The organism is Bacillus rugosus (genome assembly GCF_023238245.1).
GTDB lineage: Bacteria > Bacillota > Bacilli > Bacillales > Bacillaceae > Bacillus > Bacillus rugosus.
Genome location: NZ_CP096590.1, coordinates 227567 through 243899, shown reverse-complemented (window position 1 = coordinate 243899; position 16333 = coordinate 227567). Strand labels below are relative to the sequence as shown.

Here is a 16333-nt window from a genome sequence, read left to right as displayed (position 1 = left end):
TTCTTATGATAAAACTTTTATGGTGGATGAAAAAAAAGGCCTTGTCCAAGACAAGACCCGCTCAAACTCTATTTTATAGATAGCTGATCAAATGCTTTCTTTGCATTCTCTCTTGCTGTTTCAACTGTATCAGCCGCAGAAAGCGCAACCGCCATACGGCGTCCGGCTTTCGTTATCGGTTTGCCAAAGACGCGAACTTGTGTCTTCGGAACTGCCAGGGCGTTTTCCAGCCCTTCAACAGTGTAATCCGCTGATTCTTCCGGTGCTTTGAGGGGCCTGCTGGCGCCAGGAGAAAGCTGAGTGATTTCTGTAATCGGAAAGCCGAGAATCGCCCGGACATGCAGTGCGAATTCTGACAAATTTTGCGTCACCAGCGTGACAAGGCCCGTATCATGAGGTCGAGGAGATACTTCACTGAAATACACTTTATCTTTCGCAAGGAACAGCTCAACGCCAAACAGGCCGTAGCCGCCAAGCTCATCCGTAATGGCTTTCGCAATATGTTTCGCTTCTTCCATTTGCTGCTCTGTCATATGATGCGGCTGCCATGATTCGATATAATCTCCGTCCTTTTGCACATGACCGATCGGCTCACAAAATGTCGTGCCGTTTACCGCACGTACGGTTAAGAGCGTGATTTCTGATTCGAATGGGATAAACTCCTCAACGATCACGCGCCCGTTTTTCACCCGTCCGCCTTCCATCGCCGTCTCCCAGCAGCTCTCTAAATCCGCTTCAGAGCGGCACACGCTTTGGCCTTTTCCAGAAGAACTCATCAATGGTTTAACGACACAAGGGAAACCGATCTGAGCTGCCGCTTGTACAAATTCTTCATATGTATTCGCAAACTCATAGCCAGCCGTCGCAAGTCCGAGCGTTTCCGCCGCAAGCCGTCTGATGCCTTCCCGATCCATGGTCAGCTTCGCCGCACGCGCATTCGGGATGACGTGAAATCCTTCCTTTTCAAGCTTCAGCAATTCATCCGTCGCAATCGCCTCAACCTCAGGCACAATCAAATCCGGCTTTTCTTTCTCAATGATGGTTCTGATCTGCTCGCGGTCCAGCATATCAGCAACATAGCTGTTATGCGCAACCTGCATCGCCGGAGCATGCTCGTAACTGTCCACCGCCACCGTCTGTACCCCAAGACGCTGGGCTTCAATCACTACCTCTTTTCCTAACTCACCTGAACCTAACAATAAAACCTTCTTTGATTGATACATCTTTGCCCCTCCTATCTGTTTCCCAACCATTATAACTGAAATATTCGAAAAATAAATTTTTATTAAAAAGATAAAATAAGAAGTCATCATGAACTGTATGATCAAGGGATTTTCACAAAGAAATGGAAGCGAATGCTGCATATACCATGAAAGACCACCTGAAATCTATTTTGCGAAAACCACTACAGGAAGCCGGCGAGAATTAGCGCGGATGCTGATTCCAGCAGCTTTTCCTGCCTGTGCCTAAAATGATTAAATAGAACCAGTAAAAAAGTACCTTTTTTCCTTGTTTTTTCAGTTTTCACTCCTTTCCTGAATTCACCATGGTACCATATTTACAGGAAAATTCAGGCGAAAGGACACAGTACCTTGAAGATACTTGAAGCAAATACGATTTTAGAAACGGCTGAAACGCGCCTTAAAGCCTATCAAACATTGAGAGGGCATATGACTGCTCTGAAGAAACAGTTCAAAGAGATGACAAACTTGGATGATGCCATGACAGGCAAGGGTGCTAACGCAATTAAAGCTTTCTATAAGGAACAAGCTGCAGGGGCAGATCTGTGGCTGGACCTTATTGACATGAGAATCGCTTTTTTTAAAAATATTCCAGCCGCAATTGAGGAAGCAACATTTGATGACAATGCATACGTTGAGGAATCCTATCTCGATAACGAACTGCATAACGGTCTAATCAAAGCGGACGGCATTATAGATGCACAGCATAAAGACATGAAATCAATCCTGAATTCTATTGACGACATCTTGCCGTTATCTCTCTTTGATAAATCTACAGTCATCGACGAACTGGATAAAGCAAATAAAGAACGAGAAAAAACGATTACACATCTGCATAACCTGGATGAGAAACTAAACAGTGATTACGTAGCATCCGAAGCAGTGGAACAAGAGGTTCGTGCATTTTTCGAAGCACTGACCGGTGCCACCCGCAAAGGCGGAAACACAAATCCCATGACCTTTAACGCAAAAGCCTTTCATGAAACGGACGCTTATCAAAACAAAGCGGATATTCACAAACAAGCACAGCAGTTCATCAAAGCAAAAAAACAGGAAGAAATCGAGTTTCTCAAGAAAAAACTCGACAAAACTACTGACCCTGATGAATACCTGAAAATTGCAGACAAAATTGGCACTGACAACCTGAGCGCTGAGCAATTACAATACTATTCAAGCATTGTTCAAATGAAAGCCCAGCAGGAAGCAGGAAGAATGCTAGTCGAAGGTGGAAAAGGTGTAATTGTCGGGCTCTGGGATGCCGGAAAGGATATTGTCACCGGTGCATGCGACCTTGCTGTCGGTGCTTATGATCTTGCTGTATGGTCATATAGAGCACAGGGTGGAATGGGCATCGAAGAACAAGTGAAAGCCGGACAGGAACTTCAAAATATCATCTATAGCGCGCCAGAAACTTTTGAATACATGGTCGATTCCTTCAAAAAATCATGGAACGACAACATGGTTCACGGTGATGTCTATAGCCGCTCCCACTATATCACCTACGCAGTTGCCTCCCTATTTGGGGCCAAAGGACTCGGAAAAGCGGCATCAGCAACAAAAGCTGGGAAATTCGTGACAAAAGAAACAAAAACATTTTTGAACGATCACAAATCTTTAGCAAAGAACATTACTGAAAAAGCAAAACCTTATTTCAAATTGCCAAGTAACAATCAACTAGAACCTGCAATACAAGGAGCACAGAATTTTGAAAGCCCTATTTCGAAACTGGAGAAGGATTTTGATAAAAAACATGAAAACTTTGTCCAGATTAATGGCAGCGATCATAGCAAATCAGGTGGCGTAGGCCCAATGAAAGTTCTAAAATTACACGTGATATTAAAACAGTAGAGGAAGCACACCAATGGGGGAGCAAGTATTATGACGATTGGATGAATTCATTAACTCCACGTGAACAAGATGCAATTAAGCAATATACTGGTGACGATTTTAAAAAAATAAATGATTATTTAAGAGGAATTAATGATTCTTTAGATGGCATTGATTTAGATACAATCTATAATATAAAGAATGGGTTGGATAAAGCGAGAGTTCCACACAATTTGCAAGTTTATAGAGGGACAGACCTAAGACCTTTAGAATCATTAATCCAATTTGACAAATATGGAGACATTAATGCTGAATCGTTAATTGGGAAGACTTTCAGAGACAATGGTTTTATTAGTACTGCAATTGTTAAAGAATCATCCTTTGATCACATGAAAGTCTCATGGGAAATAAATGTTCCAGCAGGAACTAATGCAGCCTATCTTGGAAAGATAAGTCACTTCCCTAATGAAGCTGAGTTACTTTTAAATTTTGGGCAAGAGATGGTTATTAAAAGCGCACATGTTGATAGCAGCAATAAGTTACATATTATTTTAGACTTAATTTAAGAGGGTGAAAAAATGAGAAGCAGAAGAATGATAGATAGATGGGAAGATGACAATAAGAGTTTTCTTAAACTTAATATAAAAAACAAAGTTCTTCCAACAATATACGGTGGCATTATAGGAGATATGTTAGGAGTTCCAGTTGAATTCAAAAAAAGAGGAGATTTTCATGTGCAGGATATAGTAGGATACGGCACCTATAATCAACCTCCTGGAACCTGGTCTGACGATACATCTCTGACCTTGTGCCTGATGGAAAATATGATTGAAAAAGGGAACATAAATGATTTAATGCAGAAATTTAAACAGTATCAAGATGAAGGTTACTGGACGCCGTATGGTGAAATGTTTGACATTGGCAGGACGACTGTTGAAGCGATTACCCGATTTAGAAAAGGTGTTCTGCCAGAAAAATGCGGTGGTCAGTCGGAATTCGATAACGGAAATGGAGCATTAATGAGAATTTCACCATTAGTGTTTATTTTGCATAAAGAATTTGATTTTGTGAAAAAAGCGGAGATGATTAAGAAATATACAGAAATAACTCATGCCCATCCGCGTGCTATAGTTGGTTCCATTATTTATGTTGAGCTATTACTAAGGCTATATTATAACAATTCAATTGATAAATCTTTAAGAGAAGTGAAAGAGCTTTTCGATGAGAATTTTGCAAAAGAACATGTATACCATAAAGAGTTAACACATTATGAAAGAATTTTCGACAAAAGTTTTTTGAATACACCAAGAGAAGAAATCCGATCAGACGGGTATGCCGTTCATTCTTTAGAAGCGGCAATATGGTGTTTCGGCACTACATCTTCATTTACCGAAGCAGTACTAGCAGCAGTGAACTTAGGAGAGGATACTGATACCGTAGCATCAATAACTGGATCAATAGCGGGAATGTATTATAAGATGGACGGAATCCCAGAAGATTGGTTAGACAAAATGGCTCGCAAGCAAGATGTTGATAAATTAATAAACAATTTCTACGAGTATTGTGCAGATAAAGCTATTATTGAGGAATATGGAAATCTTTAAATTCTTGTTAAAAGAAAAACACTATCTAGCATTTTCATATGTGGGATGGAAAAGAAAGCAGACCAATCAAGGTCTGCTTTCTCTATTCCAAACAGCAACATCATACAAGAAATCCCTAAAAATCATGCTACACTTAACCCAAGACCACCACACCGACAGGAGGCATCCCATGCAAAACGAAACCCGAACACTGCAGCTTGACCCGCACCTTAATATAGAAGCATACCGCTTCAAGGGGATTATGCAAAAATTCCCTAACCACTTTCACGATTATTATGTGATTGGCTTTATCGAAAAAGGACAGCGGTATCTGGCCTGTCAGGATCAAGAATATATTATCAATCCAGGTGACCTTCTCCTCTTTAACCCCCGTGACACGCATAGCTGTGAGCAGATTGACGGGCGGACGCTTGATTATCGGTGTATCAATGTGATGCCGGATGTCATGGAGAAGGCGGTCGAAGAGATTACTGGCGCCGGGCATCTCCCATATTTCTCCCAGCATGTGTTATTCCGCCACGAGCTGACATCCAGCCTGCAGGAATTGCACATTCTGATTTCCGAGGAAAAGCAGGCTTTGCGCAAGGAGGAGCTGTTTCTTCATTTGCTGGAAGAGCTGATCCGCCGTTATTCAGACGTCACGTTCCTCAACAGCATTCCGGAACCATCCGACGAAGTCAAAATGGTTTGCGGATTTCTAGAAGAACATTATGCCGAGAACGTCACACTCAATGATTTGAGTGAATTAACAGGCTGGAGCAAGTATCATTTATTGCGATCATTTACAAAACAAAAAGGAATTACGCCTAATAGCTACCTAGAGACAATCCGGATTAATCAAGCGAAAAAACTCCTGGAACAAGGGGTTAGACCGATTGATGCGGCATTTCAGACAGGCTTCAGCGATCAGAGCCACATGACGAAGTTTTTCAAACGGCAGGTGGGGCTGACGCCGAAACAATACATGAAGATTTTTGAAAAGGAGCTTCAAAGATGAGCATACAAAGGGAAACGGCCGGACATACCGCAGCCATTGTGACCATTCTGATTTGGGGGACAACCTTTATTTCGACAAAGGTTCTGCTGGCTGACTTTACTCCAATGGAAATATTATTTTACCGGTTTTTGATGGGCTTTATTGCACTTATTCTCGTACGTCCTAAAATAATTCCGTTCAAAAATTGGCGGCTGGAGCTGTTATTTGCCGGGGCAGGTTTATTTGGCGTCACCCTTTACTTTTTATTAGAAAATATAGCCCTTACGTATACATACGCTTCAAATGTAGGCATGATTGTATCCATTATCCCGATGATTACTGCTGTTCTTGCCCACTTTCTGCTTGAAGGCGAAAAACTGCGGCTGACTTTTTTCATTGGATTTGGGGCAGCACTGATCGGGCTTTTATTGATTACGTTCAACGGCAATGTCGTACTGCGGCTGAATCCGTTCGGAGACATCATGGCAGTCGGGGCCGCTCTCGTGTTTGGAGGCTACTCGATATTGATGAATAAATTAAGCGCTTACGATTATCACATCATCGAGCTGACACAGAGAGTGTTTTTGTACGGTTTGTTGTTTATGGTTCCCGCTTTATTTTTGTTCGACTTTCATTTTGACCTGAGCCGATTTTCATCCGCTTCAAATGTACTCAACATGCTCTTCCTCGGCATCGGTGCTTCCGCCCTGTGTTTCGCAACATGGAATTACTCTGTCGGCGTGCTCGGCGCCGTAAAATCCAGCGCATATATTTATATGGTCCCGGTCATCACAATCACAGCCTCCATCCTGATCCTTCACGAAAACATGACATGGATCGCTCTTCTAGGAGGTGCACTTACGCTTTTAGGACTCTACATTTCTGAGCAGAAACCGAAAGCGGAGCTGATGGAGAACGGAAGTCATATGGATGCTTAACGGCATCCATTTTTTATTTTGTCCTACGTTTGCCACCTATAAATGAACGCGACCTAAAGAAGGAGGAATCGAAATGGATGAAATGGTCTTAATCACACAGCAGTGGCTGAACGAAACGTACAGCGGCAAACACGGGTATAACCCAGTAGAAGAAAGCGGGAAAACTGGGTGGGATACGATCTACGGTCTGACTCGTGCGCTTCAAATTGAACTGGGTATCTCGGAGCCAGCTGATAACTTCGGGCCGACAACACAGCGCTTATTTAAGCCTCTTAAACGTCAAGCTCCAGATTCAGAACCAAGCAACATGAATTTTATTTTACAGGGGGCTTTATGGTGCAAAGGCTTTAATCCCGGCGGTTTTACAGGTGTCTTTTACGAAAAAACAGAAAATGCGGTGAAGGAATTTCAGAAAGCTGCAGGACTGACAACTCAGGATGGAATTGTCACCACGTTGATTATGAAAGCCTTATTGGACATGAGTGCTTTTAAGCTAGTGTCTGGGGGGGATCCAAGAATCCGTCAGATTCAACAAAACTTAAACCGGGACTACAATGACTATATCGGTTTAATGCCTTGTGACGGACTATATGCCCGCGATACCAACAAGGCCCTTATTTATGCTTTGCAAAAAGAAGAAGGCATGAGCACAAGTGTCGCCAATGGATTTTTCGGAAACGGCACAACAAGCTTATGCCCTACTTTAACTCCCGGCGATTCAAGAACAGGCTTTGTTTTAATTGTTCAGTACGCCCTTTATTGCAATGGAAAGTCATTCGATCCTGGTGAGTTTGACGGCAAATATGGCGTCGGTGTTGTTTCAGCCGTTAAAGCATTTCAAGAGTTCATGTGCCTGCCTCAAACAGGTTATGCCGACATGCCAACCATCAAAGCTTTATTATCAAGCTCAGGAGACACAACACGGACCGCTTCTGCTTGTGACACTGCTACAATAATAACAGCAGAAAAAGCTCAGACCCTGCGGAATAACGGTTATAAAACAGTTGGAAGATATTTGACCGGAAATGTGCGGACAAGCAATGGCCTTACTTCGAAGGCCCTGACATCTGAGGAACTTTCAGTTATTGTTGATGCCGGATTAAAGGTTTTTCCAATTTATCAAGACGGCGGTTATGAATCTTCTTATTTTGTAAAAGACCAAGGCACAAGAGATGCATACAGCGCTGCTTCAGCGGCTCGAAGATTAGGTTTCCCGTCAGGCACGATCATTTATTTTGCCGTCGACTTTGATGCATATGATTATGAAGTGACCGATAAAATTATCCCTTATTTTCAAGAGATCAAGTCAGCATTTACAAAAATGCAGACATTTTCAACCGCACCTAAATATGAAATTGGGGTTTACGGACCGAGAAACATTTGTATCCGCACTTCAGAAGCCGGGCTGACAAAATATAGTTTTGTGGCAAATATGTCAACTGGATTTAGCGGCAATCTCGGCTATCCGATGCCAAACAACTGGGCCTTTGATCAATTTTATGAGGGGACAATCGGAAGCGGCTCTGGAAGCATCGGAATTGATAAAGACGGATTTTCAGGAAGAGACTCAGGTGCAAGCAATTTGAATCCGCCGTCTGATCCGGTATATGATGCAAGACTACGTACACTGACAGACATTTTATCTACCATTCCGGCTTTAGAAAATCTATCTACTCTTGCAAACGCGATGTTTGAATTTGATACGACAGAAACCATTTTCACATCACCTGAGTTGGATATTATTCTATCAACTTCACTTCTGGCAACCATCCCAAGTGAAGGTTCACCAAACACAATTACCATTACAAATGGTAAACCAGGTGCCTATATCACGGGTTTATTGGGAGACACCCAAACGTCTCTCACTGCGTCACAAATTGACTCTTATCAAAACCTTTTAAACAGCCTCAGCTTGTCAGTACGCAACGGTTATTTGGAGGTTTATGTAAATCCAACTGCCCAATCGTTAAATATTCAAGTTAAAATCTATACTCCTGATATTCCAGTTGGTGACAGTGCAACAACTGGACTTACAACTACGATTACGTTTAAAATAAAACAGAAGCACTTTAGATTACCAGATACTGAGGAAGTATATTCACCAGATTGGGATACTATTGTCAACAACATGGTTCAGGTAGGTATAGGTATTGTTATTGTTGCTGGTATCGGTGCCTTAGCTTTAACGGTAGGCGCTGAAGCAGGAGCAGTTGCAGTACTCTTCCGTACATTATTAGCGGCTTTTAAATAATCTTGGTCTCCATGGATCCTTTTAGAGGATTCATGGAGTTATTCTTAAGGGGGATTCTTTATGAAAAACAATATACATAAGTATCAGGAAATCACCAAAAAAATAGAAACGGATCTGTACCCAATTAGCCAAAATCAAAGTGATTTACTTTTATACTTAATGCAACAAGACTCACTCACACTCAGCCAAATGAAAGTGTGCTTAACTGAACCACAGCTCACATTCAAACACACCGTCAAAATCGTTTGTTTCGTGTCATTCGTAACTTTATATATTTATTTTTTTAGCACTCGTTTTAATGAATTAATAGAATTAGCTATACAAATGTTTTTTGCCTTGATCGGCCTTTTTTGGGTTTTTATTGTTTTCCCATTTTCAAGAAAAGTTCAAATCTCCCAGAACTTCAAACAAAAATCCGAAAACGCCCGCATTGTCAGTATGATTGACTTCGTATTAGAACAAAAATACAAAAAAAGCATCTCTGAATAATCCCGAAATCAGAGATGCTCACTTTCTGCTCTCCCCTTCTCTATCACAGCCACACTGTCACGTGTGACTCCCGCAGGCTCCCTCAGCAACACATTCATCACGCTCGCCAGCACGAGCATCCCAATCGACAAATAAAAAGCCAGTGTATACTCGCCCGTTACAGTATAGATGACGCCGGGCACATATGCGCCGAGTGCCGAGCCGATTTGATGGGCAAGAGACAGCCAGCCGATCATGAGGCCGATCGAGTAGTTTTGAAAGTACTGGGTAGCGAGCATTTGAGTCGGCGCTACCGTGGCGAAGTCCACTAATCCAAACAGAATCGCAAATGCTAAAAGCAAGTAGGGCTCGTGGCTGTAAATCAGAATCACGATCGACAGCGCGCGTACCGCATATAAAAAGCACAGGATTTTCCGGCTGCTCCACCGGTCTGCTACAATTCCGGACAGTAAGATCCCAGCGATGTTAAAGCCGGCAAGCAGACTGACAGCAGCACTTGTGACTGTCGTCGAAAAGCCGTGATCGTGAGAAAACGGAATCAAATGGGTATCCATCAGCCCCACGGTCGTAAATCCGCAGATCAAAAACGGCAAAATCAGAAACCAGAATTGCTTCATCCGAAACATTCCGGTCACTGAAAGAGCAGTTGTTTTAGATGCTGTTTCTTTTTCCGCAGCAGCAAGCCCGCCAATCGGCTCTGTATTCTTTTCTGAAGGATTGTTCCGCAGCATCAGCAGTGCAGCCGGAAAGACAATCACGATTAACAGCAAGCCCAACACCACAACCGTCAGCTTCCAGCTAAACCAATGGATCAGCATAAGTGAGCCGGGAACGAGAAGCATTTGCCCAGCGCCAAAGCCTGCTTCCATGATCCCAAAGGCTAGTCCCCGCTTTTTGCTGAACCAATTGACGACCAATACACTTGCTGCCACATTCGATGCTCCGCCAACTCCAAGCGAGACGCCCAGCCCATAAAGCAAAAACAGCTGCCATGGCGAAGTAACAAGGTATGTTAAGAAAATGCTGACTCCTGTCAATAACGCGCTCCATGACAAAACAGCCCGAGCACCCCATTTGTCCACAAGTCGTCCGATCACAGGCTGTGATATGCCATAAACAATAAAGCTTATAGTAGAAATCAGCGAGATGGTGCCTCTGTCCATTGAAAACTGCCTTTCCCAAGGCTCCACAAACGCACCAAATGACAGGCGCACCCCCTGAACGGCCAATAAGATCAAAAAGGTGACGGAAACGATGATCCAAGCATAGTGCAGTCTTTTCATGACAGCTCCAAATCCCACCGTTCTTCTGTCAGGCGCTGTCCCCATAATGGCGCTTCTTTTTTCACTTCACTGACCCTAAATCCAAATTTTTCATAGAGCGGACGAGCCTCGGCCATGGTGCTCACCGTCCAAAGGAAAACGCGTTCAAACCTCATGTCCCGGCAGTATGTAACCAGATGCTCCAGCAATTGAGTGCCGAGCCCTTTGCCCCGAAAAGCGGCATCAACGAGGAACCATCTGAGCTGCACTGTCTTTTCATCATGTTTGACCAACCCGACAGAGCCGGCAAATTTCCCGCCGCTTTCTGCAATCCATATCTTTTCGATTTCAGCATCAAATGTTTCATGAAGATAATCTAAAAACGTGTCGTCCCAGCCGTTAGCCTCCGCGTAAAATTGTCTTTGTTTCTCAATAAGGAGTTGAAGATCATCCGACAGAAAATAATCTCTAATCGATATCTCTGATGTTCTGGCAGAAAGCGACTGTGAAAGGATCGCTTCAATCTCTGCCATCGCCTCCGCAAGCTTGTGCTGGTCCTTTTGATCAATTTCCTCCAGCATCAGTTCCACTTGTTCGTTAGCTTTCTCCTCCAGTTTTTTATAAATCGTTTTTCCCGTTTCCGTGACATAAATATAATGGTGGCGGGCGTCATCTTTGCTCTTTTGTTTATAAACCAAATCTTCTTTTTCAAACTGTTTCAAAATCCTGCTGACATATCCCCGATCTAGCCCTAGCTTATCCTGAAGAGCCTTTGCCGTACAATTGGGCGTATTGAAAATTTCAAATAAAATACGTGTTTCTGTTAAGGAAAACGGGCTGTCGTAAATGTGCTCATTAAGGAAGCCAAGGACATTCGTGTAAAATCGATTGAACTTTCTGAATTTTAAACCGACAGTTGATTCACTGGTTTTCATACTCATCCCCACTTTCTTATATCGTTGATTAAGCCAATTATAATCACATATAGTTGCTATAGTCAACGATATGTTGGAAAGCGGGGTATTCTTATTTTCTTGATGCTTTCTTTTTCCTGATCACAATCAATGTGATATAGGATAAAGCCAGTGAAACCAAGCTATAGACAACAACCCACCCTAAAAATGATTCGTTAAAAATGGTAAAAGTGAACACTAGCGATATGATCAAACTAAGCACTGGCATCAGATACACGTTTTTACAAACAAAAGTCCCGGCAATCGATAACAATATAATCCCTAAAGGCAAAATACCGAACGCGATATCTAATTCATTCACCTGCAACAGCCTCCCTCCAGATTTTTATGCGGCTCGTAAAAAAACATAACTGTAATATGAAAAGGATAATATTCACTTTTTTCTAACTCAAATTTTAAAATTACCCGTTTACATTCACTCCGGACTATGATAATTTAAGAAAGCGCTATCATGATAAGTTAATAGCTTGGATGGAGATGAGGAGAGCCAGGAAGCCAACCCCTTTTGACGAGGGGTGTTTTCTGGCTCTTTTTGTTTTTCAGAAAGGAGGCACGCCACACATCCAACACAAGCAGCAAAGGAGGATGATTTTGATGTTTCACATATTTAAACCGGCTCCTCACATTGAGAGACTGGATGATTCAAAGACGGATGCGGCTTATAAACGGCTCAGGCTCCAAGTGTTTATCGGGATTTTTATCGGCTACGCAGGCTACTACCTGCTGCGGAAAAACTTTGCCTTTGCCATTCCTTATCTTCAGGAACAGGGGTTTTCAAAAACAGAACTGGGGTTGGTGCTGGCCGCTGTGTCCATTGCATACGGATTCAGCAAATTCATCATGGGCATGGTGTCTGACCGCTGTAATCCGAGGTATTTTCTTGCGACAGGCCTATTTTTATCAGCAATCGTTAATATTCTCTTCGTTTCAATGCCTTGGGTGACTTCGAGCGTCACCATCATGTTTATTTTTATGTTTATCAACGGATGGTTTCAAGGAATGGGCTGGCCCCCATGCGGCAGGACGATGGCCCATTGGTTTTCCATTAGTGAACGCGGCACCAAAATGTCGATCTGGAATGTCGCCCATAACATAGGCGGCGGTATTCTCGCTCCGCTTGTCACTCTTGGCATTGCGATGTTCGTGACCTGGAAAAGCGTGTTTTTCTTCCCTGCTATTATCGCCATTGTCATTTCATTTTTGATTGTTTTATTGGTTCGCGATACACCTCAATCTTGCGGACTCCCGCCAATTGAAGAGTATCGGAATGACTACCCAAAACACGCGTTTAAAAATCAGGAAAAAGAATTAACAACAAAAGAAATCCTTTTTCAATATGTGCTGAACAACAAATTTCTTTGGTACATCGCGTTTGCCAATGTATTTGTCTATTTTGTGCGGTACGGCGTGGTTGACTGGGCGCCTACTTACTTAACAGAAGCCAAAGGCTTTTCTCCTGAAGACTCGCGCTGGTCATATTTTCTTTACGAATACGCCGGCATACCGGGAACAATCCTGTGCGGATGGATCAGTGACAAATTCTTCAAAAGCCGCCGGGCACCGGCAGGCGTTTTGTTTATGGCGGGCGTTTTCATTGCCGTATTGGTGTACTGGCTGAATCCTGCCGGCCATCCGCTCGTAGACAACATCGCCCTGATCAGTATTGGCTTCTTAATCTACGGGCCTGTTATGCTGATCGGCCTGCAAGCGATTGATCTAGCCCCGAAAAAAGCAGCCGGAACTGCAGCCGGTTTGACCGGATTTTTCGGATACATCGGCGGATCGGCTTTCGCCAATGCCATTATGGGCTTTGTCGTTGACCAGTTTGATTGGAACGGCGGCTTTATCATGCTGATCTCTTCCTGCATTCTTGCTATCGTCTTCTTGGCTTTGACGTGGAATACAGGAAAACGGGCGGAGCACGTTTAAGAAAGAAAAATAAAAGATTAATCATTTTCTAACACGCCGTTTACATCCGTTTTTTAATATGAAAGACAGGTTCTGTTTATCTATAAGGAGGAGAAATCATGCGAAAAAATAGAATACTAGCTCTGGCTCTTCTGTCGCTGGGCTTACTCTCATTTATGGTCACGCCGGTGTCGGCAGCGTCAAAAGGGAACCTGCTGTCACCTGACCGTATCCTTACAGTTGCGCACAGAGGGGCTTCCGGATATGTGCCTGAGCATACGATCCTTTCTTACGAAACCGCTCAGAAAATGAAAGCAGATTATATTGAGTTGGATCTGCAAATGACAAAAGACGGCAAATTGATTGTCATGCACGATGAAAAACTGGACCGCACCACAAACGGAACGGGCTGGGTAAAAGACCATACGCTCGCAGACATTAAGAAACTTGACGCCGGTTCTTGGTTTAATAAAGCCTATCCGGAAAAAGCAAAGCCGCAGTACGCCGGCCTTAAGGTTCCTACATTAGACGAAGTATTGAACCGTTTCGGAAAACACGCAAACTACTACATTGAAACAAAATCGCCTGACACCTACCCAGGCATGGAAGAAAAATTGATCGCTTCTTTACAGAAACATAAATTACTGGGCAAACATTCTAAGCCCGGCCAAGTGATTATTCAATCGTTCAGCAAAGAAAGCCTGGTAAAAGTCCATCAATTGCAGCCAAACCTGCCGGCCGTTCAATTGCTGGAAGCCAAACAAATGGCGTCAATGACAGATGCTGACCTGGACGAAATCAAAACATACGCTGTCGGTGCGGGTCCGGATTACAAAGCGCTGAATGCTGAAAACGTCAGTATGATCCGCAGCCATGGCCTCCTGCTTCACCCTTACACGGTCAATACAGAAGCAGATATGCGCCGCCTGCTTGACTGGGGAGTGACAGGAGTATTCACAAATTACCCTGATGTCTTCCAGCACGTTAAAAATGACTACAAAAAAAGCTGAGAATCTTAGGATTCTCAGCTTTTTCTTATCGATTTTCACCAATAACAGCTTCTGCAATATTCACCGCATGATCGCCGATACGCTCAAGGTTGCTGATCATATCGACAAAGACGATGCCCGCTTGTCCGGTGCACAGCCCTTCATTCAGACGGATAATATGCTTTTTGCGAAGCTTCCGTTCCATTTTGTCAATTTCATCTTCTTTTTCAATGACTTGCTCAGCTATCTTCACATCATTGTGGTGCAATGCTTCCATGGACGCTTTCACAGTAGAAATCGTCAAATCCATCATTTCCGTTAAATCCGCCATGGCAGATTCAGTGATAACCACACGATGCGCCTGCTGATATTCAATCAGTTCAATTACATTTTCGAAGTGGTCGCCGATTCTTTCAATGTCTCTGACGGTATCCATCAGCATATGATGCTCCTCAGACTCGTGCTCTGAAAGAGAACTTGAAGAAAGCTCGATCAAATAATCGGTAATTTTCCGATCAAGATTGTTAACCGCATCCTCTATCTGATAAGCATTTGCCGCGTATTTTGGCTGTTTTGTCACTAAAAACTGTTTTGTAACTTCCAGCCCCTGCACCGCAAAATTCCCCATTTGCAGCACTTCTTCTTTTGCTTGTCCAAGAGCAATAGATGGGGATTGCTCGATAAAAATCGGATCAAGATGCGACTTGTATTCGACCATTGAATCCTTGCCCGGAATCAGTTTTGTTACGATCAAAGCCAATATCCCGACAAAAGGAAGCTGTATAATCGTATTGGTCGTATTAAAGATTCCGTGTGCGAATGCAATCGTCATCTTCGGATCAAGCCCAATCGATGTCTGAAGCGATAAGATCAATGCTGTGAATGGTTTAAGCAAAATCAGGAAAATCGTTGTCCCGATAAGGTTAAACAGCACATGAGTGGCCGCAGCACGTCTCGCTGCAACAGATGCACCTAAAGACGCAAGAACCGCGGTGATCGTCGTTCCGATATTGTCACCGAATAACACCGGCAGCGCACCGTTAATATCAATCAGACCATCTGAAAATAAACCTTGCAGGATACCAATCGTGGCGCTGGAGCTTTGCACGAGAACCGTAAACAAAGTCCCAATGACAACACCTAGAACCGGATTGGAGCTCATACTAACCGTTAAATCATGAAAGGCCTCAAGTGAACGGAGCGGTTTCATGCCGCCGCTCATTAACTCCAGCCCATAAAACAGAGCCCCGAACCCAAACACTATCTGACCCGCGTTTTGTACATTTTTATGTTTAAAGAAAAACAGTAAAAATCCGCCGACAGCAATAATCGGCAACGCATAGGCCCCTATATCGATTCCGATAATAAACGCGGTAACCGTTGTTCCAATATTGGCTCCCATAATGACGCCAATGGCCTGGCGAAGCGTCATAAAGCCCGCACTGACAAGCCCAACGGTGATAACCGTGGTTCCGGAACTGCTCTGAATCAAAACCGTCACAATAATCCCCGCCAATACGCCCATTAGCGGATTGCTTGTAAAACGGTCTAAAATATTTCTTAATCTATCTCCAGCCGATTTCTGAAGTCCGTCTCCCATGAACTTAATCCCAATCAGGAAAATACCGAGACCCCCGAGAAATTCGAACAGTAATGTTTGTATGTCAATCGCCAACATGTTCACCTCTGTTTAGACATTATTCAGCAAACTCTCTTCGATTATGTTTCAAGTTCAGATGATTGTAAATAAAACATCCACTTAATTTACAATAACTTAACAATAAGCCTTATGGTCCTATTAAACGTTTACATTGGTGTAACATTTCGCGATGAACATGACCAATCGACTACAAAAAATCTTACGTAATAGCGCA

General features: G+C 43.2%; 14 protein-coding genes. 9 read left to right on the top strand and 5 right to left on the bottom strand.

Features of this window, described 5'->3' with window-relative positions; all coding sequences use genetic code 11:
- Nucleotides 1-68 precede the first annotated feature (68 nt).
- Nucleotides 69-1253, bottom strand: a complete 1185-nt coding sequence (gene purT / locus M0696_RS01340) for a phosphoribosylglycinamide formyltransferase 2 (protein WP_282707822.1) — start codon at nucleotides 1251-1253, stop codon at nucleotides 69-71.
- Between the two features lie 339 nt (nucleotides 1254-1592).
- On the opposite strand from purT, the gene M0696_RS01335 reads away from it, so the two are divergent.
- The 7 genes from M0696_RS01335 (at nucleotide 1593) to M0696_RS01305 (ending at nucleotide 9326) form a co-directional block, all read left to right on the top strand.
- The gene (locus M0696_RS01335) at nucleotides 1593-3089 is read left to right on the top strand and encodes a T7SS effector LXG polymorphic toxin (RefSeq protein ID WP_248602392.1); all 1497 of its coding nucleotides are present in this window, start codon (nucleotides 1593-1595) and stop codon (nucleotides 3087-3089) included.
- Between the two features lie 41 nt (nucleotides 3090-3130).
- Nucleotides 3131-3634: an ADP-ribosyltransferase gene (locus M0696_RS01330; protein ID WP_248602391.1), complete on the top strand. Its 504-nt coding sequence runs from the start codon at nucleotides 3131-3133 to the stop codon at nucleotides 3632-3634.
- A gap of 12 nt (nucleotides 3635-3646) precedes the next feature.
- On the top strand, nucleotides 3647-4672 hold the full coding sequence (locus M0696_RS01325; protein WP_222143459.1) for an ADP-ribosylglycohydrolase family protein: 1026 nt from the start codon (nucleotides 3647-3649) through the stop codon (nucleotides 4670-4672).
- 169 nt (nucleotides 4673-4841) lie between these two features.
- Entirely contained in the window at nucleotides 4842-5669 is an 828-nt protein-coding gene (locus M0696_RS01320) for an AraC family ligand binding domain-containing protein (protein WP_222143458.1), read from the top strand.
- Nucleotides 5666-6586 (top strand): DMT family transporter, encoded by a 921-nt coding sequence (locus M0696_RS01315; protein WP_222143457.1) that lies wholly within the window; start codon nucleotides 5666-5668, stop codon nucleotides 6584-6586. Before M0696_RS01320 ends, M0696_RS01315 begins: the two co-directional genes overlap by 4 nt.
- Before the next feature lie 73 nt (nucleotides 6587-6659).
- The gene (locus M0696_RS01310) at nucleotides 6660-8837 is read left to right on the top strand and encodes a glycoside hydrolase domain-containing protein (RefSeq protein WP_222143456.1); all 2178 of its coding nucleotides are present in this window, start codon (nucleotides 6660-6662) and stop codon (nucleotides 8835-8837) included.
- Between the two features lie 60 nt (nucleotides 8838-8897).
- A complete protein-coding gene (locus M0696_RS01305; RefSeq protein ID WP_166854437.1) occupies nucleotides 8898-9326 on the top strand; it encodes a hypothetical protein in 429 nt (142 codons plus the stop codon).
- 8 nt (nucleotides 9327-9334) lie between these two features.
- On the opposite strand, the gene M0696_RS01300 is transcribed toward M0696_RS01305, so the two are convergent.
- From M0696_RS01300 to M0696_RS01290, 3 genes are all read right to left on the bottom strand, one after another.
- Nucleotides 9335-10609 (bottom strand): MFS transporter, encoded by a 1275-nt coding sequence (locus M0696_RS01300; protein WP_222143651.1) that lies wholly within the window; start codon nucleotides 10607-10609, stop codon nucleotides 9335-9337.
- Entirely contained in the window at nucleotides 10606-11523 is a 918-nt protein-coding gene (locus M0696_RS01295) for a bifunctional helix-turn-helix transcriptional regulator/GNAT family N-acetyltransferase (protein ID WP_248602390.1), read from the bottom strand. The genes M0696_RS01300 and M0696_RS01295 overlap by 4 nt, the downstream gene beginning before the upstream one ends.
- A 91-nt stretch (nucleotides 11524-11614) precedes the next feature.
- The gene (locus M0696_RS01290; protein WP_248602389.1) at nucleotides 11615-11863 is read right to left on the bottom strand and encodes a YbeF family protein; all 249 of its coding nucleotides are present in this window, start codon (nucleotides 11861-11863) and stop codon (nucleotides 11615-11617) included.
- Between the two features lie 293 nt (nucleotides 11864-12156).
- On the opposite strand from M0696_RS01290, the gene glpT reads away from it, so the two are divergent.
- Entirely contained in the window at nucleotides 12157-13491 is a 1335-nt protein-coding gene (gene glpT, locus M0696_RS01285; protein WP_166854440.1) for a glycerol-3-phosphate transporter, read from the top strand.
- A 98-nt stretch (nucleotides 13492-13589) separates the two neighbouring features.
- Nucleotides 13590-14480, top strand: coding sequence for a glycerophosphodiester phosphodiesterase (locus tag M0696_RS01280; RefSeq protein WP_222143454.1), 891 nt, complete (start codon nucleotides 13590-13592; stop codon nucleotides 14478-14480).
- A 25-nt stretch (nucleotides 14481-14505) separates the two neighbouring features.
- Here the strand turns inward: M0696_RS01280 and M0696_RS01275 are convergent, their stop codons facing one another.
- Nucleotides 14506-16134, bottom strand: coding sequence for a Na/Pi cotransporter family protein (locus M0696_RS01275; protein WP_175304905.1), 1629 nt, complete (start codon nucleotides 16132-16134; stop codon nucleotides 14506-14508).
- Between the last annotated feature and the right edge of the window lie 199 nt (nucleotides 16135-16333).